Origin of the sequence: Shewanella sp. SM71 (assembly GCF_025653905.1) — a bacterium.
Taxonomy (GTDB): Bacteria; Pseudomonadota; Gammaproteobacteria; order Enterobacterales; family Shewanellaceae; genus Shewanella; species Shewanella oncorhynchi.
The window spans coordinates 50,827-71,442 of record NZ_JAKKRW010000025.1 but is presented as its reverse complement, the minus strand read 5'-3'; the positions used below and the strand labels follow the sequence as shown (position 1 = coordinate 71,442).

At 46.9% G+C, this 20,616-nt stretch carries 14 protein-coding genes and 1 riboswitch; of the genes, 1 reads left to right on the top strand and 13 read right to left on the bottom strand.

The features are described 5' to 3' along the window. The 11 genes from L5L97_RS20100 to L5L97_RS20050 form a co-directional block, all read right to left on the bottom strand. Positions 1-363 (bottom strand): hypothetical protein (locus L5L97_RS20100; protein ID WP_263187179.1); only part of this gene is annotated, 363 nt, incomplete at its 3' end. A 109-nt stretch (positions 364-472) separates the two neighbouring features. After that, a complete protein-coding gene (locus tag L5L97_RS20095; RefSeq protein ID WP_028760233.1) occupies positions 473-748 on the bottom strand; it encodes a hypothetical protein in 276 nt (91 codons plus the stop codon). A gap of 103 nt (positions 749-851) precedes the next feature. Continuing rightward, a complete protein-coding gene (locus L5L97_RS20090) occupies positions 852-1,301 on the bottom strand; it encodes a hypothetical protein (protein WP_263183682.1) in 450 nt (149 codons plus the stop codon). A gap of 1,214 nt (positions 1,302-2,515) precedes the next feature. Continuing rightward, a complete protein-coding gene (gene cobO, locus L5L97_RS20085) occupies positions 2,516-3,139 on the bottom strand; it encodes a cob(I)yrinic acid a,c-diamide adenosyltransferase (RefSeq protein ID WP_198571815.1) in 624 nt (207 codons plus the stop codon). Positions 3,140-3,183: 44 nt separating this feature from the next. Then, the gene (locus tag L5L97_RS20080) at positions 3,184-4,854 is read right to left on the bottom strand and encodes a cobyric acid synthase (protein ID WP_263183680.1); all 1,671 of its coding nucleotides are present in this window, start codon (positions 4,852-4,854) and stop codon (positions 3,184-3,186) included. Positions 4,855-4,959: 105 nt separating this feature from the next. Then, positions 4,960-5,571 carry a bifunctional adenosylcobinamide kinase/adenosylcobinamide-phosphate guanylyltransferase gene (cobU, locus tag L5L97_RS20075; protein WP_263183677.1) on the bottom strand — a complete coding sequence of 204 codons (612 nt, stop codon included), beginning with the start codon at positions 5,569-5,571 and terminating at the stop codon, positions 4,960-4,962. Next, positions 5,568-6,356 (bottom strand): adenosylcobinamide-GDP ribazoletransferase, encoded by a 789-nt coding sequence (locus L5L97_RS20070; protein ID WP_028759425.1) that lies wholly within the window; start codon positions 6,354-6,356, stop codon positions 5,568-5,570. Before L5L97_RS20070 ends, cobU begins: the two co-directional genes overlap by 4 nt. A 106-nt stretch (positions 6,357-6,462) precedes the next feature. Next, complete coding sequence (cobT, locus tag L5L97_RS20065; protein ID WP_263183675.1) at positions 6,463-7,545, bottom strand: nicotinate-nucleotide--dimethylbenzimidazole phosphoribosyltransferase; 1,083 nt, start codon at positions 7,543-7,545, stop codon at positions 6,463-6,465. A 208-nt stretch (positions 7,546-7,753) separates the two neighbouring features. Then, the gene (locus tag L5L97_RS20060; RefSeq protein ID WP_212599390.1) at positions 7,754-8,884 is read right to left on the bottom strand and encodes a FecCD family ABC transporter permease; all 1,131 of its coding nucleotides are present in this window, start codon (positions 8,882-8,884) and stop codon (positions 7,754-7,756) included. Continuing rightward, positions 8,881-9,756, bottom strand: coding sequence for an ABC transporter ATP-binding protein (locus L5L97_RS20055; protein WP_263183671.1), 876 nt, complete (start codon positions 9,754-9,756; stop codon positions 8,881-8,883). Before L5L97_RS20055 ends, L5L97_RS20060 begins: the two co-directional genes overlap by 4 nt. 99 nt (positions 9,757-9,855) lie before the next feature. After that, positions 9,856-10,056, bottom strand: a riboswitch (cobalamin riboswitch). Positions 10,057-10,277: 221 nt separating this feature from the next. Next, a complete protein-coding gene (locus tag L5L97_RS20050; RefSeq protein ID WP_263183669.1) occupies positions 10,278-11,003 on the bottom strand; it encodes a histidine phosphatase family protein in 726 nt (241 codons plus the stop codon). Between the two features lie 269 nt (positions 11,004-11,272). Between L5L97_RS20050 and metH the strand changes: the two genes are divergently transcribed. Further along, positions 11,273-15,007: a methionine synthase gene (metH, locus tag L5L97_RS20045; protein WP_263183667.1), complete on the top strand. Its 3,735-nt coding sequence runs from the start codon at positions 11,273-11,275 to the stop codon at positions 15,005-15,007. A 444-nt stretch (positions 15,008-15,451) separates the two neighbouring features. Here metH and L5L97_RS20040 read toward each other — a convergent pair whose 3' ends face one another. Beyond that, on the bottom strand, positions 15,452-17,377 hold the full coding sequence (locus L5L97_RS20040; RefSeq protein ID WP_263183665.1) for a UvrD-helicase domain-containing protein: 1,926 nt from the start codon (positions 17,375-17,377) through the stop codon (positions 15,452-15,454). A gap of 8 nt (positions 17,378-17,385) precedes the next feature. After that, positions 17,386-19,545 carry an ATP-dependent nuclease gene (locus L5L97_RS20035; RefSeq protein ID WP_263183662.1) on the bottom strand — a complete coding sequence of 720 codons (2,160 nt, stop codon included), beginning with the start codon at positions 19,543-19,545 and terminating at the stop codon, positions 17,386-17,388. Between the last annotated feature and the right edge of the window lie 1,071 nt (positions 19,546-20,616).

Genomic DNA, 20,616 nt, shown 5'->3' with positions numbered 1-20,616 from the left:
GTAGCACTGTGCTATTGGAGATAGTAATTCGATAAAATCAGCGATTTTTAGCATATATAGTTCCTTCTTCTTGCTGCGATCCGAGTTGAACAGAATCCCTTCGATATTATCTTTTGACTTAGTTGAACAGAATACAGTTTTCCCTTTATTTTTATAGGAATACAACTTCACTTGGCATTCGAAAATCTCTTTTGTAATCTTATTAGCTTCTGCCAGCTTCCTAACGATATAGCAAGACAGCATTACTCTTTTCTCTAAAGCAGCAAAGGAAGCTTCCCTCCAAGTCGTCTGATGCAGCTTGTTGTGGAAGAATTCGACGTTCTTCTGTAGGTCATTTTTCCAGTATTGTGATTCAGAGATCATTGCTTTTGACCATTAACGCTTTGCCAAGGGGCAAATGCGAACGTTGTTGGGCGAAGCCCAGTGAGTATTTGTCCCCGCCGCGCTTTTTACGGCGAATTTAGGCAACTTGTTATATGCCACTTTTACCCCAGTCATCTAGCACTTCTTGAAAGCTTTCAGCTACATCATTGGCATTAATATCAAAACAAGAATATCCGTATCCCAAAGCTACAATATCTTCTCTTACGTCTTTAATAGTATTCGCATTTTTAACGATTAGCATGCCTTTACGTGCACCATAACCTTCAATTAAGGCATCAATGACATATTTTTCGCCATTAACGCTTAAATGAAACGGCGCAAGGATAGTAAGTTGGTAACGTTCAGTTAGAAGTTTAATCGACAAGCCTAATCTCCCTGTGGCATATAACGCCTTTATAACGGGCAGCCTGTGGCGAAGCCACGCTTTAGGCTGTCCAGCCACGAAATGGCGTTCGTTGATAAACTTGTTATAGGTTTAGTGGATAAAGTGTAAATGACTTATCTCCTTTTTGATTTACTAACCGATAATTTCTTTGAGCATCACAGACTTGAACCACCCAAACATAGTCGAATAACCCCGGCTCTATATTGGCCCCTGTTGAGTCAATGTCTTTGATAGGATCATATTTTCTAGTTTGGAGTACTTGAAGTGAATTGCACTCTTTACTGTTAATGGCCTCCATTAGAGCGATGTAGTCTAGAGACCATTGCACATCAGCTTCGTTTAGCAGGCTGCTTGTAACAATACGACTTCCATTACCTTTCCATTTCTCACGAACCTCTGAAAGCAAACCTTCAGAGACGCTCATATTTTTACCATTTAGGTTAAATACATGAGCGTCGCTAGACAAAGACTCTTTATTTGTAGCGCAACCAAATAGAGAAATAACTAACAGAGTAAAAATACACTTCTTCATGATTGACCTATAACATTTTATTAGTGCGCATGCGCGTTTACCTCATTAGACTAGTGAAAATGCGCACAGTTAACTACCTGTATGCAAAGAACTTATCAGTTTTTTATCAAATACACCATCCGGAAAAACGCGCATGCGCGTTTTCCAAACCTATTAACTAATTTTGGAAAAATATATACAAATGATTTTAAAGGGTTTTGTTAATTTCATGCTGGATAAACGCGTAAAAAAATGAGCTTAAAAACACTCAAAAGCATCTAAATTTAAATACGACTGTACCCATACATTGTTAGTCGCTTTGCGGTAGGGCCAAACATTCGTTAAATAGATGAGATTTTGTAGGGCAATTTATTCGTCCGTTTTCGACTCACTAAATGAATGCTAGCAAGCTTTGGGGCAATAGCTTTTAGCTAAACGAACAGCAGAAGTGTTAGTTGAGATTGGCATTGTTGCAACAGTGACCGTTGGCGACATGGATGTCGCCGTCGAGCCTATAGGGATATATTTACGGCGAGTCACTGGGGAAACAATGCCAATTCACGCAGCACAACTGACGACAAAGTTATCTTGCTTTGGGGCAAAAGCTTTTAGGCAAATGAACAGTTCAATAATCGCTAAGATTGTCACTATTGCAACAGTGACCGTTGGCGGCATGGCCGTTCTTTCACATCCATGTGATCGCGGCATTCGCACTTCCATATGCAGCAGATGCCGCCGCCGAGCCTCAGGGAGGCTTATTTTGAAAGAAATAGACGGCGAGTCACTGGGGAAGCAATGACAATTAATCCAACCACCTGACGACAAAGTTATCTTGCTTTGGGGCAAAAGCTTTTAGGCAAATGAACAGTTCAATAATCGCTAAGATTGGCATTGTTGCAACAGTGACAGTTGGCGGCATGGCCGCTCTTTCACATCCATGTGATCGCGGCATTCGCACTTCCATATGCAGCAGATGCCGCCGCCGAGCCTATAGAGATACTTATTTTGAAAGAAATAGACGGCGAGTCACTGGGGAAGCAATGACAATTCATCCAACCACCTGACGACAAAGTTATCTTGCTTTGAGACAAAAACTTTTCACCAGATAAACAGCTCAATGGTCGTTAAGATTGCCATTGTTGCAACAGTGATCGTTGGCGGCATGGCCGCCATTTACTATCTGCCCAATATGGATATAAAAAATATCGCTTTATGATGATAACAACACGCTCAGTTTAATAATCAAAACCTTGCTGTGCCTTGATACCCGCTTCGAAGGCGTGTTTCAACGGCTGCACTTCGCTGACAGTATCGGCAAGTTCAATAATAGCGCGATGACAGGCCCGACCCGTGATGATCACATGCTGCATGGGTGGACGATTTTTAAGTGCGCTAAGCACACGTTCCACATCTAAATAGTGATAGCTCACCATGTAGGTGAGTTCATCGAGCATCACGCAATCTATGCTCTCATCTTGCAGCAGCTTTTCGGCTGCTTCCCAAGCGAGTACTGCGGCGGCGGTATCCTTTTCTTTATCTTGGGTTTCCCAGGTAAAACCTGTGCCCATTACATGAAACTCAACCCCTGCACCTTCGAGTAAATTACGCTCACCGCACTCCCAAGTGCCTTTGATAAATTGCACTACCGCGGCTTTTTTACCGTGACCGACGGCGCGGGCCACTGTGCCAAAACCTGAGGTCGATTTGCCTTTACCGTTACCGGTTAACACCAGCAGAATCCCCTTCTCCTCTTGGGCGGCGGCAATTTTAGCATCCACACCGGCTTTCACTTTCTGTTGGCGAGCCTTGTGGCGTTCGGCCTTGATTTGCGCTTGTTCGTTGTCGTTTTGTGCTGTCATGGTCTTCTCTTCACTCTGCTGCTAAAAATGTCTGCTTCTAAAACTTATGCTTCTAAAATTGGCTGTAATTTTTGCATGTCTAAATGCTCGGCTAACACATCGGCTAAACGATCGAGTTGCTGCTCACGTATTTGATTGATATCTATCGCCTTAGCATCGTTTAATCCCGCCCAGCGCAAAATCAACTGACACGCATCAGGGCTATCAAACAGCCCATGTAAATAAGTGCCAAGGATTTGCCCGTCATCGCTTTGCAGGCCATCAGCAAAGCTCACAGATGTGGATTCAGGGATTAACTGCAAGGGCGCATTCGTTTGTTCAAGCCTAGGGATAAGATAGCTTGATTCACCGCAGTGGATTTCATAGCCCTTCACAGCAACCTTTTGCCCAAGTAACGTTAGCTCACCTCTCACTCGCCGTAACTGTTTTTCGGCTTTGAGTTCTGTGCTCAGCGGCAGGTAGCCAAGTCCTTCGGTATCACCCGCACTGCCTTCAATGCCTAAGGGATCGGCAATGCTTTGACCTAACATTTGGTAACCGCCGCAAATACCAAGCACTTTGCCGCCGTAACGCAGGTGTGTGGCAATATCTTTATCCCAGCCTTGCTGGCGTAAAAAGGCTAAATCGGCGCGCACATTCTTACTGCCGGGCAAGATCAATACATCGGCGGCGGGCAGATGAGTGGCGTGACTCGCGGCCTGGGTTTGCAACGACACATAGTCAAAATCGATATCGGGATGCAGCCGCAGCGGATCAAAATCCGTGTGATTACTGATCCTTGGGTACACTAATACCCGCACTTTTAAGCGGCTGTTAGCGCCTTTGGTCGGCGAACTTATCAGCGCATCTTCGGCATCGAGATGCAAATCATGCAGATAAGGCAACACGCCTAAAACAGGCTTTTGAGTATAAGCTTCAAGCCAATCGAGCCCTGATTGCAACAGGCTAATATCACCACGGAAACGGTTGATCACAAAGCCCTTTACCCGCGCCTGTTCGGATTCTGATAACAAGGCCAAGGTCCCGACCAAATGGGCAAATACGCCGCCCTTGTCGATATCGGCAATGATGATCACAGGGCAATCCACAGCTTCGGCAAATCCCATGTTGGCAATATCACCTTCACGCAGATTGATCTCCGCCGGACTACCCGCGCCTTCAACCACTATGGTTTGATACTGACCGCTTAATCGCTCGAAGGATTCCAGCACAGCGCCAAGCGCCATTGCCTTGTAATCCTTAGATTTAGGTCCAAAAAAGGCCGAGGCTTCGAGTGTTGTCAGGGCTTTGCCATGAACGATAATTTGCGCGCCCGTGTCCGAGCTTGGTTTAAGCAGTATGGGATTAAAATCGGTATGGGGCTCAAGATAACAGGCCACGGCTTGTAAGGCCTGTGCGCGGCCAATCTCGCCGCCATCAATAGTGACAGCGCTATTGAGCGCCATATTTTGCGGCTTAAAAGGCGCAACCTTAATCCCCTGACGAGCGAGCAAACGACAAATCCCCGCCACTAAGGTGCTTTTACCCGCATCGGATGTTGTGCCCTGCACCATCAAAACTTTTGCGCGGCGAAGCGAATTAACAGCAGGGCTATTTACTGCGGGATTCACCACTGGCGGATTAACCGCAAGATTAGCAGCAGGATTCATAACAACGGTGTCAGCGGTATCGAGTGCATTAGCACAGGCTGTGTTGTCTGTGTTTGGAGAGGACATAGGTTTAAAAGGCTTATTCTAGTTTGCAGTCATTAACATAACAGCTCAGTCTAAAAATAACTTAAGTATGCAACTTAAGCTTAAAACGTGGACTGAGCCCAAAGTCTAAAGTGGTTTCAATGCTAAGGGTAAACCAGCGACCACTAAGGTGACATTGTCAGCCAATGCGGCTACGGCTTGATTTAACCAGCCCGCTTCATCGACAAATTGTCGGCTCAACTCACCTAAGGGCACTATGCCAGAACCGACTTCGTTACTGATCAACACCACCACTCCCTCAAGCTCGACGAGGGAATCCACAAAAGCGGTTTTCTCGGCCTGCCAACTCGCATGAGCTTTATCGTCAGAGGTTGAAACGGCAAAGTCAGTCGCATTCCACTCAGTCGGTGCGGGTTCATCATCGATATTAAGGTTCGATGCAAGTAATTGATTCGTTAACCAAAGGGTTAAACAGTCTACTAAAATCACTCGCCCAGGTTTTGCTAACTGTTTTAACAGTGCAGTGAGGGCGAGCGACTCTTCAAACAATTGCCATTCGATACCATCGTCCGATCGTCCCGCTTGATGCTTGGCGATACGTGTCGCCATTTCATCATCTAGCGCCTGCGCCGTCGCCACATAGCAAGCATCGAAGCCAAGCGCAGTGTACTGACGCACTAAGGCTTCGCCGTAACGACTCTTACCGCTACGGGCGCCGCCTAGGACGAGGTGGATCACAGTATGTTACCCACAACGAGCAATACAAAATAACACACGATTTCAGATATTTGTTGCGCCGCGCCTAAGGTATCACCCGTGTAACCGCCAATCTGGCGTCTAAAGATCACTATGATCAAACGGCGCAATCCTATCATCACCAATAGCAATGACAATGCCGCTAATCCCTTGAGGAATAACAGCACTAATACGCCGCTGGCGATCAGGATAAGCAGCTCATTAATACCTTGATGTTGCGATAGCGGCTTAGACTTACTGGTCTCGTCATCGCGGACATATTTTTCACTAAAGATGATACTGGCTGATACCACACGACTCACAGTGTGCGCGACGATAAGTGCTGAACCCGCCACGACAGGATCGTACAGAGCCAACTCGACTAACAACTGCCATTTCAGCAGCAGGGCCAACATCAGTGCCAGTGCGCCATAACTGCCAAGGCGCGAGTCTTTCATGATCCGCAGCTTGTCTTCAGCCGTCCAACCCCCGCCAAAACCGTCGAAGGTATCGGCGAGGCCATCCTCATGGAATCCGCCCGTGAGCAAGACGCCAACCAACATAGCTAAAAGAACAGAAACGCCAGCGGGGAGCCAGTTCTGCGTCAGCCAAAACACTATGGCGCTTAACAAACCGACCAGAAGACCGACGAGACCGAAATAGCGGCTGGCCTTATTCAACTTATCGCTATCGACTTCGACCCACTTAGGCATAGGAATGCGGGTAAAATAGCCCATGGCAACTAAAAATAAATCTATCTCTTTGTGCCAGCTTTCGCGTTCTGACATAAAGCATCCTTAGTGAATTCACACTTGCTGCAAGGTTTAAAATTAAAACGGTTGGCTAAAAGGCTATTATTTTAAATAAGTAAAATAAGCGACTTAGCAAAGCACATCATACAACAGCCTCAATCCCCGCATCACTAAAACTCGCCATTTGATTGTAAAAATTTACTGAGGCTTGAATAAGCGGCAATGCCAACGCAGCCCCCGTACCTTCGCCTAATCTCAGCCCTAGGGATAATAAAGGTTTAGCCTGCAAAAATTCTAACATTCGCAGATGACCTTGCTCATCGGATTGATGGGCAAAAATCAAATAATCACGCACATTGGGGGCGATTTGCACCGCGACTAATGCCGCCGCTGTCGCGATAAAACCGTCCACGACCACCAGCATTTTACGTTCAGCGGCAGCTAACATAGCCCCCGTCATCTGCACAATTTCAAAGCCTCCTAGGCAAGCTAACACTGACTTAGGTCCAGTTAAGGCGCTTTGATGCAGCAATAACGCGAGCTCAATCAGCATCAGTTTACGTTCTAAGGTTTCGCTATTAATGCCAGTACCACGGCCAACGCAATCAATCACATCCAGCTGCATAATCGCCGCCATAATAGCCGCAGCAGAGGAGGTATTGCCTATGCCCATTTCACCAAAGGCGACTAAGTTACAACCCGCTTGATGGTGACGTTCAATCAAATCGCGCGCCATAGCAAAGCCTTTATCGACGGTTTCCAGCGCCATCGCGGGTTCTAAATGAATCGCCCCTGTGCCCGCGCCAAGACGTTGATCGATAATGCCTTCAACCCCTTCAACTGGCGTTAACATACCGCAATCGATCACTTCGAGCTTAAAGCCCACCTGCCGACAAAAAACGTTAATCGCCGCGCCGCCATGGGCAAAGTTTTGCACCATTTGGTGAGTCACTTCGCTAGGGGCAATCGACACGCCTTCTGCGGCAATGCCATGATCCCCCGCAAACACTAACATGGTTGGACGGACTATTTTGAGCACATCCGTTTGTGGCTGCCCCGTTTGTTGCAAATCAGTCGCTTGCACGCGGGCAATCTGCAAGGCTAAGGATTCGAGCTGACCTAAGGCACCGGGCGGCTTAGTCTTAAGATCAATTTTCTGCAGAATCACCAGATCCTGCGCTTTACTCACAGGGCTTATTTGAAAAGACACGGCTGACTGAGACATCCACACTCCACTTTGTAATCTACATTAAATAACCACAACGCATCCCGCGTTTATGACGAACATGTCCAATTGTGCATTTCCAATCGCGGGTGGGATATCAACAGAAATACTGATTATCCCGTCAGTCTGCACTTACGACATGACTCTAGGATGACGACTTAACTCTGGGTTTACGTCCTGACTAGGTGCCTACGGCATGACCTTGTATTTACGGCATGACTCTACGCTTACGCAAAATCAGCAAAAAGAACATGCTACCTATGGCGGCCGTGATAATGCCCACAGGCAACTCTTGATTACCCAATAAACAGCGCGCTAATACATCAATCCACACCATAAATAATCCGCCCACCAACGCCGTTAATAAAATCGGCTGACGACCGGGGAACAGCATGCGTACTGTGTGGGGGATCATTAACCCGACAAAACCGATACCGCCACAGGTAGCCACCAAAATAGCGGTAATCAAGGAGCAGAGCAGCAACATATTGAGACGCAGCTTAGGCACATTCACCCCTAAGGTATGCGCCGTTTCATCCCCCGCCTGCAACGCCATGATCTGCCGTTTCATGCCTAAAATAATGAATAAACTCGCGCCAATAACCAGTGTCGGCAGTACTAACAAAGACCAACTGGCCTTTGCAAAACTGCCTAAACTCCAAAACAGCACAGAGGCTGTCGCCTGCGGACTGGCGAAATACAGCAGCAAACTCGTTAATGCGCCGAACATAAAGGAGGTCGCCACACCAGAGAGCAACATGCGCTCCACTTGGCTATTAAGCCCAAGCCCAGACAAGGCAAGCACTATTAGCACCGACAAACTCGCGCCAATAAAAGCGCCCAAGGGCAAGCTAAACCAAAGTAATCCAGACAAGGCACCCGAACCGCTAAAAAGCCCAGAATGTGCCGTCATACCCGCATTATCAAAAAATCCAGAGCCAGTGAATAAGGTCAACATCACCACAGCGCCAAAGGACGCGCCTGAGCTAATGCCAAACAAATAGGGATCGGCGAGCGGATTGCGAGTCACGGTTTGCAACACACTGCCCGCCAGTGACAAACCCGCACCCGCCACAAAAGCCAGTAAAATGCGCGGTAGCCTGAGCTCCATCACAATGCGCTCAGTCATGCCATTGGCTTGAGTGAGGTTCGTCGCCTTATTGATAAATACTTGAATAACATCCGTAAAACTGATGTTCGCCGCACCAAAACTCGTCGCGGCAATAGGCGTTATCAAAGTGATGATACCTAATACGAGCAGCATCAGTTGTTGTCTCGTCAACGGTGTCACGATACGCCCCAAATATGAGATGAAATATTGTTTACTCCCCTGAGTCATCCACCCTCGCCTCGCTCATTCAGGCCATGATCTACATGGTGATAACCATAAAAATAGCTGATTAAGGGCTTTTTATGTTGTGGATGGGGCGATACCTGAGCACACACGCCAAACACATCGCCAATTCGCGCCTCGGTTAATACTTCGGTTGGCGTCCCCATAGCGCTGACTTCCCCGTTATGGATCAACAACAAACTGTCGCACAGGGCACTGGCTAAATTAAGATCATGAATAGAGGCAATCACGCTGATGCCAAGACTACGCACTAATTCGAGGATTTGAATTTGATAGCGCACATCGAGGTGGTTCGTTGGCTCATCGAGGATTAAAAGCTGCGGCTGCTGCACTATGGCGCGGGCAATCAAGGCGCGTTGCTTTTCACCGCCAGATAAGTGCTCATATTGTTGGTGCATCTTATGGCTCAAGCCGACTTTCTCTAAAGCCTTAGCAATACGCTCAGTATCACAGCTCGAATTGGTATCGAACATGCCCTTGTGGGGCGTTAAGCCCATGCTGACCAATTGCTCTGTGGTGAGGTCAAAATAGTGCGGTGTATCCTGCTGCACTACGGCGACGCGACAGGCAAACGCCTTGGGCGACAAGCGCTCAATATCTTGATCAAAAAGGGTAATTTTGCCCTGAGTCTGGCGAACAAACCGATACAAACAGCGCAGCAAGCTAGACTTGCCCGCACCGTTAGGGCCAATCAGCCCCAGCATCTGCCCCGTTGGCAGCGTAAAGTTAATATTGGAAAGTATGGTTTTGCCATCGATACACCAGCTCAACTGGCTCACATTAAGCGCGACTGACGGGCTCAATGATGGGTTAGTGTCATTCACGGGGCTGTTAGTTTGGATTGCAGAAAGTTTCACCTAAGCGGCGCTCCTATCGAGTCCAAACCTGTATAAAAAAAGGTTGTGCATATTGTCATCTGCTCCCTCGAGTCACCCGCTCGAGAACTAAGGCTGCACGCAGCGATAACAGAAATAGGCAGGTCTCCTGACTTGTAGAAAAGAAGGAGCTAGGCTCTAGAATCTAGAATCTAGGTGCTTCTTTAAACTACTCACAGTTGCGGGCACAGTTCGGGCTGACTGACGAGCAGCTCCCCGATTCCCTATTATGTTTGGGTTGATATGCTCTTTGTTAACAACGCCACTATTAATTAAAACAGCGGAGCGATTCGAACAAAGAGAGTCTATTCCCAACACCTATTTCTGCGACGTTATCACTCATTGCGCATGTAATACGCTATCTCGTTCAAACGTCAGGGAAAAGCATTATCCTACATCTATCCCATTAGGCAATGCTGTTTAAATCAGAATATTTTCATGTCAGCTTATTCTCGCCAAACAATCACGCCTACACCATAACTCCTAGGTCGTGAAATAAGGCCTCAACACCTGCGCCCACTCGGCCAATCTAAACGCCAATAGCAGGCACCCTGTTCATCTTGCAGCACATTAATGCTCACCACGGCCGCCACGGGTAAATCGAGTTGACTATAAAACCCCACCGCCCGTTCAACCCCTAAGGCACGCGCCATTAAGTGACGGATCACCCCGCCGTGGGTCACGACCCACACTTGAGTGGCTGGCATATTGACAGTGGTTTCATTAACGGCACTGTTTTCATTACCCATTTTATGTGAGTCAAGGGTCAATCGTTCAAACTCGGCGGCGAGTATCTGGTCAATCGTCCCATTCACCCGCGACTCAAAACTTGCCATAGTTTCACCATTAGGCGGCGGAGTTTGCCAAGGGTTTTGCCAATACGCCGCTAAGTGTTCGCCCTCTTGTTGATACAGTTCATCGAGCCGACAACCGTCCCAATCACCAAAATCAATTTCCCGTAAACCCGACAAACACTGCGCCTGCAATGGCCTTGACTCAGATATCAGTGCCGCCGTCGAATGCAGCTCGGCGGCAAAAGCGTGGGCAAAATCGGCGCAACGGCGTGAAGTCGAGCTATAAATCGCGCTACACACGCTGGCCTGTGACTCAACTGCTGCCGACATTTGTTGCCAACCCTTTTTGCTTAAAGGCACATCCACACGACCCCGCAAAATAGCGCCGCCTTCACACTCACCGTGGCGCAACAATAACAATCGAACTTGTTTCATATATGCCTTTTTAGTTAGGGACTAGATGCTAGGAACTCAAGCCGAGGGCCTAAATTCTTGATTCTCGATTCTCGCTCCTAATGCCTTTGACTTTCATCTTGCCCTGACAATCATAAGTCGCGTATTATGGACGTCTATACGTTTAAATGTCCAAAACAAATTTTTAAGAACAAGTATTCAAAAAATGTCGGCAGACGACAATAAAATGCACTTAGCATAACAATGGCCGATTTTTGGACTTAACTTAGCTGTATTTAAGGTAATTATTTATGACGATACCCTCAACCAAAGCCAGCCAAATATTAGCAGACATTCGCAAACAGCTTGCAGAGCGCATTCTGATCTTAGACGGTGCCATGGGCACTATGATCCAAGGCTACAAGCTGGAAGAAGAGGACTATCGCGGCGAACGTTTTAAAGATTGGCATACGGATGTCAAAGGTAACAACGACCTCTTGGTCTTGTCGCAACCCCACATCATCAAACAAATTCACACCGACTACTTAAACGCCGGTGCCGACATCATTGAAACCAACACCTTTAACGCCACCACCATCGCCATGGCCGACTACGACATGCAGTCGCTGTCCGCCGAAATTAACTTAGTCGGCGCGCGACTCGCCCGTGAAGCCTGTGATGAAGCCTTTGCTGCCACAGGCATTCCACGCTACGTCGCCGGTGTGTTAGGCCCCACTAACCGTACGTGTTCGATTAGCCCTGATGTGAACGACCCAGGCTATCGCAACGTCAGCTTCGATGAGTTAGTAACTGCTTACAAAGAATCCACTAAGGCACTGATTGAGGGCGGCGCGGATATCATTATGGTCGAGACCATATTCGATACCTTAAACGCCAAAGCCGCGCTGTTTGCGATTGAATCCGTATTCGATGACTTATTCGGTAAGCATTCTAAAGACAGATTGCCGATCATGATTTCGGGCACCATTACCGATGCCTCTGGCCGCACACTGACTGGCCAAACGACCGAAGCCTTTTACAATTCCCTTCGCCATATCAAGCCCTTATCTATCGGTCTTAACTGTGCACTTGGGCCAAAAGAATTACGCCCCTATGTGGAAGAATTATCCCGCATCAGTGAGTGTTATGTGTCGGCGCATCCGAATGCAGGCCTGCCGAACGAGTTTGGCGGTTACGATGAAACCCCAGAGGACATGGCGAACGTGATCGAAGATTGGGCGCGCGAAGGCATGCTTAATATTATCGGGGGTTGTTGTGGTAGTACGCCTGAACATATCCGCGTGATCCGCGAAGCGGTGAGCCGTCACGATCCACGTATTTTGCCAGACATTCCGGTCGCTTGCCGCTTGGCCGGTTTGGAACCACTGACTATCGACGCCCAATCCCTGTTCGTTAACGTGGGTGAGCGCACCAACGTCACAGGTTCGGCCAAGTTTTTAAAGTTGATCAAAGAAGGCAAGTTTGAGCAAGCGCTCGATGTCGCCCGCGAGCAGGTCGAAAGCGGCGCGCAAATCATCGACATCAACATGGACGAAGGCATGCTCGATGGCGCCGAGATCATGCACAAGTTTTTAAACTTGATTGCCTCTGAGCCCGACATCAGCCGCGTACCTATTATGATCGACTCCTCTAAGTGGGAAGTGATCGAAGCTGGCCTCAAATGTATTCAAGGCAAGGGCATAGTTAACTCGATTTCCCTCAAAGAAGGCGAAGCCAAGTTTATTGATCAAGCCACCTTAGTGAAACGCTACGGCGCGGCGGCCATTATCATGGCATTCGACGAGCAAGGTCAGGCCGACACTAAGGCGCGTAAAATCGAAATCTGTACCCGCGCCTACCGCGTGTTGGTCGATAAAGTCGGCTTTCCGCCAGAAGACATCATCTTCGACCCGAATATTTTCGCCATCGCCACTGGTATCGATGAACACGACAACTATGCAGTCGATTTTATTGATGCCATTAAAGCGATTAAAGCCACCCTGCCCCACGCGATGATTTCGGGCGGCGTATCGAACGTGTCGTTCTCGTTCCGCGGTAACAACCCAGTGCGCGAAGCAATTCACGCGGTATTCCTCTACCACGCCATCAAAGTCGGCATGGACATGGGCATTGTCAACGCGGGTCAGTTAGCCATTTACGACGATATCGATCCTGAGCTTAAAGTGCGGGTCGAAAACGTGGTGCTTAACTTGCCCTGCCCAGTGGAAGGCTCGAGCAATACTGAGCAGTTACTTGAAATCGCAGAGAAATTCCGCGGTGATGGCGCGCAGGTGGGCAAGAAAGAAGATTTAGAATGGCGCAGCTGGCCAGTAAGCCAACGCTTATCCCATGCGCTCGTCAAAGGCATTACCGAATTTATCGATGAAGATACCGAAGCCGCCCGCCAAGAAGCGAAACGTCCACTGGATGTGATTGAAGGCGCCTTGATGGACGGCATGAACGTGGTCGGCGACTTGTTCGGCTCGGGCAAGATGTTCCTGCCGCAGGTGGTGAAATCGGCGCGGGTGATGAAAAAAGCCGTGGCTTACTTAAACCCTTATATCGAGCTAGAAAAGGTCGAAGGCCAATCGAATGGCAAGATTTTGATGGTGACAGTAAAAGGTGACGTGCACGATATCGGCAAGAATATCGTCGGCGTGGTGCTCGCCTGTAACGGTTTTGAGGTATTCGATTTAGGTGTGATGGTGTCGGTAGAGCGAATTCTCGACGCCGTGAAAGAACACAATATCGATATCATCGGCATGTCGGGCCTCATCACGCCGAGTCTGGACGAGATGGTGCATAACGTGAAAACCTTCCACCGTGAAGGCTTAACCATTCCGGCGATTATCGGCGGCGCCACTTGCTCGAAAATCCACACTGCGGTGAAGATTGCGCCCCATTATCCCCATGGCGCCATTTATATCGCCGATGCGTCCCGCGCCGTGCCTATGGTGAGTAAGCTCATCAACAACGAGACTCGCCAAGCGACCATAGACGAAACCTATGCCGAATACGACGACATGCGCACTAAGCGCCTATCCCAAGCCAAGCGCAAAGAGATAGTCTCACTCGAAGCGGCCCGTGAAAACCGCTGCCAACACGATTGGGCCAATTACACCCCGTTCACGCCAAACGTGCTCGGTCGCCAAGTGTTTGATAATTATCCGTTAGAAGATTTAGTCGAGCGTATCGACTGGACACCGTTTTTCCGCTCGTGGGAACTGCATGGCCATTACCCTGAAATCCTCACCGATAAAGTGGTCGGCGTCGAGGCGCAAAAGCTGTTCGCCGATGGTCAGGCCATGCTCAAACAAATCATCGAAGAAAAGTGGCTCACGGCGAAAGCCGTTATCGGCTTATTCCCTGCCAATACCGTCAATTACGACGACATTGAACTCTACACAGATGAGTCGCGCACCACAGTCGAAATGACCACACATCACCTGCGGATGCAGCTTGAGCGTGTCGGCAATGACAACTTCTGCCTATCCGACTTTGTTGCGCCAAAAGACTCAGGCGTCGCCGATTACATGGGCGGCTTTGCGGTGACCACAGGCCATGGCATAGACGAACATGTGGCACGTTTTGAAGCCAACCACGACGACTACAACGCCATCATGCTCAAATGCTTAGCCGACCGTTTGGCCGAAGCCTTTGCCGAGCGGATGCACGAACGGGTACGTAAAGAGTTTTGGGGTTATGCGGCCGATGAGCAGTTAAGCAACGAAGCCTTAATCCGCGAGAAATACAAAGGTATACGCCCCGCACCGGGCTACCCAGCTTGCCCAGACCACACAGAAAAAGGTTTGTTATGGGACTTGCTCAAGCCCGATGAAACCATCGACTTGAACATCACCGAAAGCTACGCCATGTTCCCCACAGCGGCAGTATCGGGCTGGTATTTCGCCCACCCGAAATCCCGCTACTTTGGCGTGAGTAACATAGGCCGCGATCAAGTGGAAGATTATGCGAAGCGTAAAGGGATGAGTATTGCGGAAACGGAGAAATGGCTGGCGCCAGTGTTGGATTATGACCCTGAGTAGGGAGTGACCCAGAGTAGTCATTGGTACTCGTTAATGCCCAAGTTTCACTTGGGGAATTAGGTAAAACGTAGAATTAAGGGGCTGAGTCATCACCCCTTAATTTTTGGTTTTAATTTTTAAATTTAAAATCAAAGTCGTGGAATTCCATTCCACACCAGGGCAAGAAGGGGATCAACAGCAATCCCCCTCTTGCATCTCCCCCTGCCGCCCCTAACGAAGTTACATGCATTAGTTACCTGTCTCATACTCCAATAAAAATCGCCTAACGGCTCAGATGGCACATCCATGTGCCCCCGAGCCTGCGCCATCATCCATGATGTCGCCACGGCATTTTTATCTGCGTATTTCGACAACTTCGCCGGGGATCGGTGAACTTCTGTGGCATTAGAATTCACTTTTCGCATTGAAAGAGTAATGACAGTTCACTCTCTGATTCACTATCTTTTAAAACTCAATAATTTCTTCTTCTCGAGCAAATTTTTTATCAATAAGACTTCCCTTTATCTTAGCCACATCGGATGTATAAATCACATGAGCGAGACTATTCTTCGCCCGTGTGGAAGTGACATAGAACAATCGCCGAGTACGGTCTAAACCCGTTTCTTCGCCCGCATCCCGTTTTTTTTGACTGTCTGGAGAAAGCTTCTTCACGCCAAAATACTGCTCGTAAGAAAATAAGAACCCGCCAGCTTCATCATCATCCATGACAACCATAACACGCTCGAATTCGTTTCCTTTTACACCTTGATGGGTTCGAAATATTGAGTTCCCATCGATGTAATCCTTGTAATTCCGAATTTGAAAGAAATCAGTTTCCAATGCTTCAGCCCAAGCAGCAATCTCGCTGTCATCCCGATCTTCAGGTTCTACTTCGACCTCCACTAGAGTTCCAATTTGATCAGGCTCTAATTCAGCCTCATTTTCTTCGGTAGCCGCTACAAACGACTGTAATTTTGCTGGAATTCTCAGCAAATTATGCTCTGCGAGCACTTCAAGAACTAGGCGAAAACTGACCTTTTCATTTGAAACCACATTTCTAAACGCATGTTCTGCGGCTCGGGCAAGCCCGAGCGGATCGTCCTTGTTAGCGTCAAGCACATCAGCCTCCAAAAGCGGAGACTTACTCTCTCGCAAGATAGACATCAACTCGGCTCGGTTTTCCTTTAAGCTCGCCTCCACCATAGGAAAAATGATGTGAGAGAAAAAATTCAGCTCTGTATTTTCACCTTCAGAAATCCGATCTTTAATTTTGTCTGATGTTGAAAGTTTGTCCCAAAGAGCATCAAAGCCAAGCCGACGTCCAGCCATCTTATGTTCCAAAAGTAAGATAGCGGTTTCTTTGGATTGAGTATCTGTCCAGTCAGTATCACCCGTAACTTCCGCCATAATCGCCCGAATGTTCAATTCGACATCGTCTTTACCTGATAAACTATGCGGCAGTAGGAAAAATCGAACGAAACCTTCATCAGCGCCATCTCGGGCATGCTGTTGACGCTTATCATCTTCACTACGAACTTGATTACCCAAACCGACGATGCGTCGCGCTGAGCGATGATTCATTTCTTTATTGAAAGTAGTCCAACCGTTTGGCTTAGTCTTGCCCAACTCAGGCTCCCCTCCCCCAAAGATGCGTTGCATCGTATCTCCAAACAAACCGATGACAACTTTATCCGATTTTGTAGCTTGTAGCTCAAAGAAAGAACTGACTACATCTTTGTTAGTATCCTGACTTTCGTCGATAAATATGAATGGGAACTTGTTTATGATAACTTCAGCCATCATAGGTTTGATGGTCAAAAAGTTGGAGAAAATTTTCAAGACATCTGCATGCGACAGCGCATTTGGGGAGGAGTTGACACCGTTTGGATCATAAATGAACGAGCGTGGTTCCGCTAACCATTCAATTTTTTCTTTAAGCCGGATAATAGCCCTTTTTCGCGCATCAGCAGCCTTTCCTGCGCGGCCTTTCTGCTGCTTCTCCTCAAGATCTTTTAAATCGTAAGGGATCTTTTCCAAAAACCACTTCCGGATATCCTCATTAAAGCCTGCAATAGCAGACCAACAAAAACTATGAATCGTCGAAACTGAAAAAATTGGATTTTGTTCAATCCGATCCACTATTTCTTCGGCTGCGTTGTTCGTAAAGGTCACTACCGCAATTTGCCTTCCCTGACGAGAAAAGTCATCCGAATATTGAGATTTCAAAAATTCGAGAGCCTTTTTTAAAGAATAGGTTTTGCCTGATCCTGCCCCCGCAAATGTGATAAAGCTTTTACCGGAACCTATACGAAGACATTCTTCGATACCTTTATCAACTGTATCGTCATGATCAATAGGTTTTGTGTCCGCCAAGTAAAATTTCTCTGACATAATTCCCCCTAACCTTTGGGCGAAAGTTGAGTTTCCAGCCACTTAAGGCCATCACTCATGTATTCGGGGGGATTGAAACTGTTTGCCTCATTTTCTGCGAGATGGAAGAGGCAATTGAAAGCAAAGTCTCCCTTCTTTAAATCTTGCACATAGTCATAAAGTGATTTCGACAACGATTCAGTGCCGCTTTCAAAATTAGTTTTTGCATCTTTGAGTTTTTTTATTTCCAGGAAGTAGTCATTCTCAAAATTTGCCAAAATCAAGGAATCTTCAAAAGTTCGAGATAAAATCTCTTGCCCAGAAATCAGGGTAGGCTTTTGATAGGCAACATAAAGCGGTGCACTTCCGCTTTTTATAGCATGCTCCGCTTGGGGTAAGGCTACCAAATCATCTAACTCTTCTTTCTTTGGATGCCATTTTTTCAAGGTGTCATTGTTGGTTTTTTGTTCTGAATCCTTTTGAGGAAAACATGACTTCCCTTCGCTATTAACAGAATCAAGATCTGTCAGCACTAGTGTTGCAACACCAAGTTTCTCAACTAAATCTCTGTATTTATGCGTGTGCGCTCCGTTCACTTCAAGCATTGAAATATATCTATTTGACAATCCCGGAAAACGATTAGAAATGAACTCTGGTACCAAAAGACGCTCGGCTTGCCCTTCAACAAATATAACGCCGTCAGCAAAGAAAATATCACAATGAGTAAGCTTCAAATGTTTCTTTACAAACAAAAGTTCATCTTTCGCCGCCGTAAAAAGCTCTGACATATTTGCAATTGAAGTATGGTCCATTGCGATGGATGTATTTGCATTATTTCGCCGGAAGTAACGTAAATCTTTGAAGTCAATATCATCAATAATATGACTGGAGTGCGTGCTAATAACGAGCTGTGATTGGTATTCAGACTTATCTTTCTTAGTTTCCTTATCTTGTAAATCGATATGGTTTCGCAAAGTATCGTAAGCTTTCGATACGAATACTCGTTGGACTTGCGCGTGTAAATTGACTTCTGGCTCTTCGAGTAAAACTAAGTGAATCGGTTCAATCTGTTCTTCGACGTTGTCACCTGAAGAGGCCGATTTGCCGACGCGCATCCATTTGTCGCGAAACTCTAGAAGTCTGAAGGTTAAATATATAAGATTTTGGTACCCAAGCCCTAAGTAACTTTCGGGCAGAAATTCTTCATCTTCTTTATCAAATCGATAGCGAACTGATGATGATTTTTGCAAAGCATCCATACCACTCATTTTTGCAGCGATCTCAACTGTTGGATTACCACCAATACCTGGATACCCCATAGCCTTTAACTCATTGAAAGGGCTATTAAACTGTTTATTCAATCTGTCAGTAAAACCTTTCTCTAGCGCTTGCTGTTGCCCTAATACTTCGAGATCTTGCTCCTCAGGAAAATCTTCTGGATTTAAAATACGGTCGTAATATTCACGGAGTAATTTATTAAGCCGCTGCTTCTCTGAATAGGGGCCTTTTTGCTCAGTATTATCTTCAGCCCCTAAACCACGTTGCTCAGATATCACATCAACTCGAATTAACTTTTTTAGAGCATCAGATTTAACAGGCTGTAAAACTTCGACAACTGAAGGCCCCGCTCTTTTACTCAATATATAGTGCTTTGGTTTAATAAACTTACTGAGGTTTCGACCTTTCTCCAAAAAATCACATAAATCTTTAGGCCAAAGACTTACGCCTTTGTGCTTGAGTACTACATTCCGTGTATCAACAAACTCTCGAACAAGTTTGGAAATATCGATTGCTTCATAAGCTATTCGTACGCATATAGCTCCTCCACGCCATTCCAGATCAGGCAAAATGTCGCGAACCTTATAAGCCTCATTAGCCATCGCATTAATCTCAATGTCTAAACTCGGCAATAAACTAGCTAAATCGACAGATAACACCTCCATTTCCTCGATAGAAGGAAATTTCTGCTCGACCTTTTCACCTAGCTTATTGATGACCTTCCAATTCAGCTTTGATATATCTCGTACTTTTAGATTGTCAGGACTTTTTAGGAATGTGTGCAGCGCTCCAATACAGGACGTTTTCCCACTATTATTAGCACCAACAAGAACTGTTGTTTTATCATCAAGGACCAACGTCACGTTGGCTAGCCGCCGATAATTTTTCAAAGCGAAAGAAGTTATTTTCATTTAATAAAACCTTAAAAAAGGAGGGACATATATCTCGAAAGCATAACCATATGATTCTGAATATAAAAACTTTCTAGGGCGGCATACTTTCTTCAAAAAACGATGTCACAGAGTCCAGTACTCCTTCGGAATGCAGGACTTTGCGTAACAAAAGATCAGATAGGCACAATTTCATGCCTTAACAATCGACCAATAACTCCCGAGTCGAAGGAATACACCATCCCCTCGGAGTTGCCGCAGGGCGAATAGGCAAATTGCGTGAGTCTCGCCATGGATGGCGAGCTAGCTTTCGCAGGTGCAGGGACGCATCCTTCGGAAGCGATAGCAAATTTGCCAATGAGCACAAGGGGCTTTCAACTCCGTTGGGGGCGTCTTGGAGCATCCAAGGAGGATAGGACGAGCAGTCCTCCTTGGTCGGGTGTGGGTTGAAGACCCACGACCTTGATTCACCTCGGCCGTTAGGCCGCACTAACTCAACGAACTCAACGCGAAACGGTTAACCCATAACACTCAGTACAGTGCTACAAACACAGAGCAACAAGAAAATAAGTGCCAAAGCATATTCACGAATTTGCAGGAGGAGTTGGGTATCTAAGAAAGAGAAAAGACACATCGTCCTGATGCAAGTGACTCGAATCGCGGGTACGCGATTAAAGCTCATCCTTGTTAAAAACCTAAGATAGCGACATAGCGTACACTTGTCTATAACTTTAGCATTACAAATTAGATAGTTAAGTGATGACTAATTTGTGAATTAGCCTTATTGGTACTGGCCAACAACTCCTTAGTCGAAGGAATACACCTTCCCCTGCGAAGTTGCTGAAGGGCGTTGAAGAAAATCGCGTGACGCAGACAGGACGTCTGTGTAGCTTTCGGGGGGAAGGGACGCCCCATCGGAAGCGTTAGCTATTTTCGAATAAGCACGAAGCCACTAATCAATGCATGTAACTTCGCTAGGGACGCCGGGGGATTTCCAAAAGGGGAATAGGCGTTTTTTCCCTTTTGGTCGGGTGTGGGGTGAAGCCCCACGACTTTGATTCACCTCGGCCGCTAGGCCGTATTAACTCACTA

Coding starts and splice junctions, on each gene's coding strand:
- L5L97_RS20090 (WP_263183682.1), bottom strand. CDS start 1,301: ATGAAGAAGTGTATTTTTACTCTGTTAGTTATTTCTCTATTTGGTTGC.
- cobO (WP_198571815.1), bottom strand. CDS start 3,139: ATGACAGCACAAAACGACAACGAACAAGCGCAAATCAAGGCCGAACGC.
- L5L97_RS20080 (WP_263183680.1), bottom strand. CDS start 4,854: ATGTCCTCTCCAAACACAGACAACACAGCCTGTGCTAATGCACTCGAT.
- L5L97_RS20070 (WP_028759425.1), bottom strand. CDS start 6,356: ATGTCAGAACGCGAAAGCTGGCACAAAGAGATAGATTTATTTTTAGTT.
- cobT (WP_263183675.1), bottom strand. CDS start 7,545: ATGTCTCAGTCAGCCGTGTCTTTTCAAATAAGCCCTGTGAGTAAAGCG.
- L5L97_RS20060 (WP_212599390.1), bottom strand. CDS start 8,884: ATGACTCAGGGGAGTAAACAATATTTCATCTCATATTTGGGGCGTATC.
- L5L97_RS20050 (WP_263183669.1), bottom strand. CDS start 11,003: ATGAAACAAGTTCGATTGTTATTGTTGCGCCACGGTGAGTGTGAAGGC.
- metH (WP_263183667.1), top strand. CDS start 11,273: ATGACGATACCCTCAACCAAAGCCAGCCAAATATTAGCAGACATTCGC.
- L5L97_RS20040 (WP_263183665.1), bottom strand. CDS start 17,377: ATGTCAGAGAAATTTTACTTGGCGGACACAAAACCTATTGATCATGAC.
- L5L97_RS20035 (WP_263183662.1), bottom strand. CDS start 19,545: ATGAAAATAACTTCTTTCGCTTTGAAAAATTATCGGCGGCTAGCCAAC.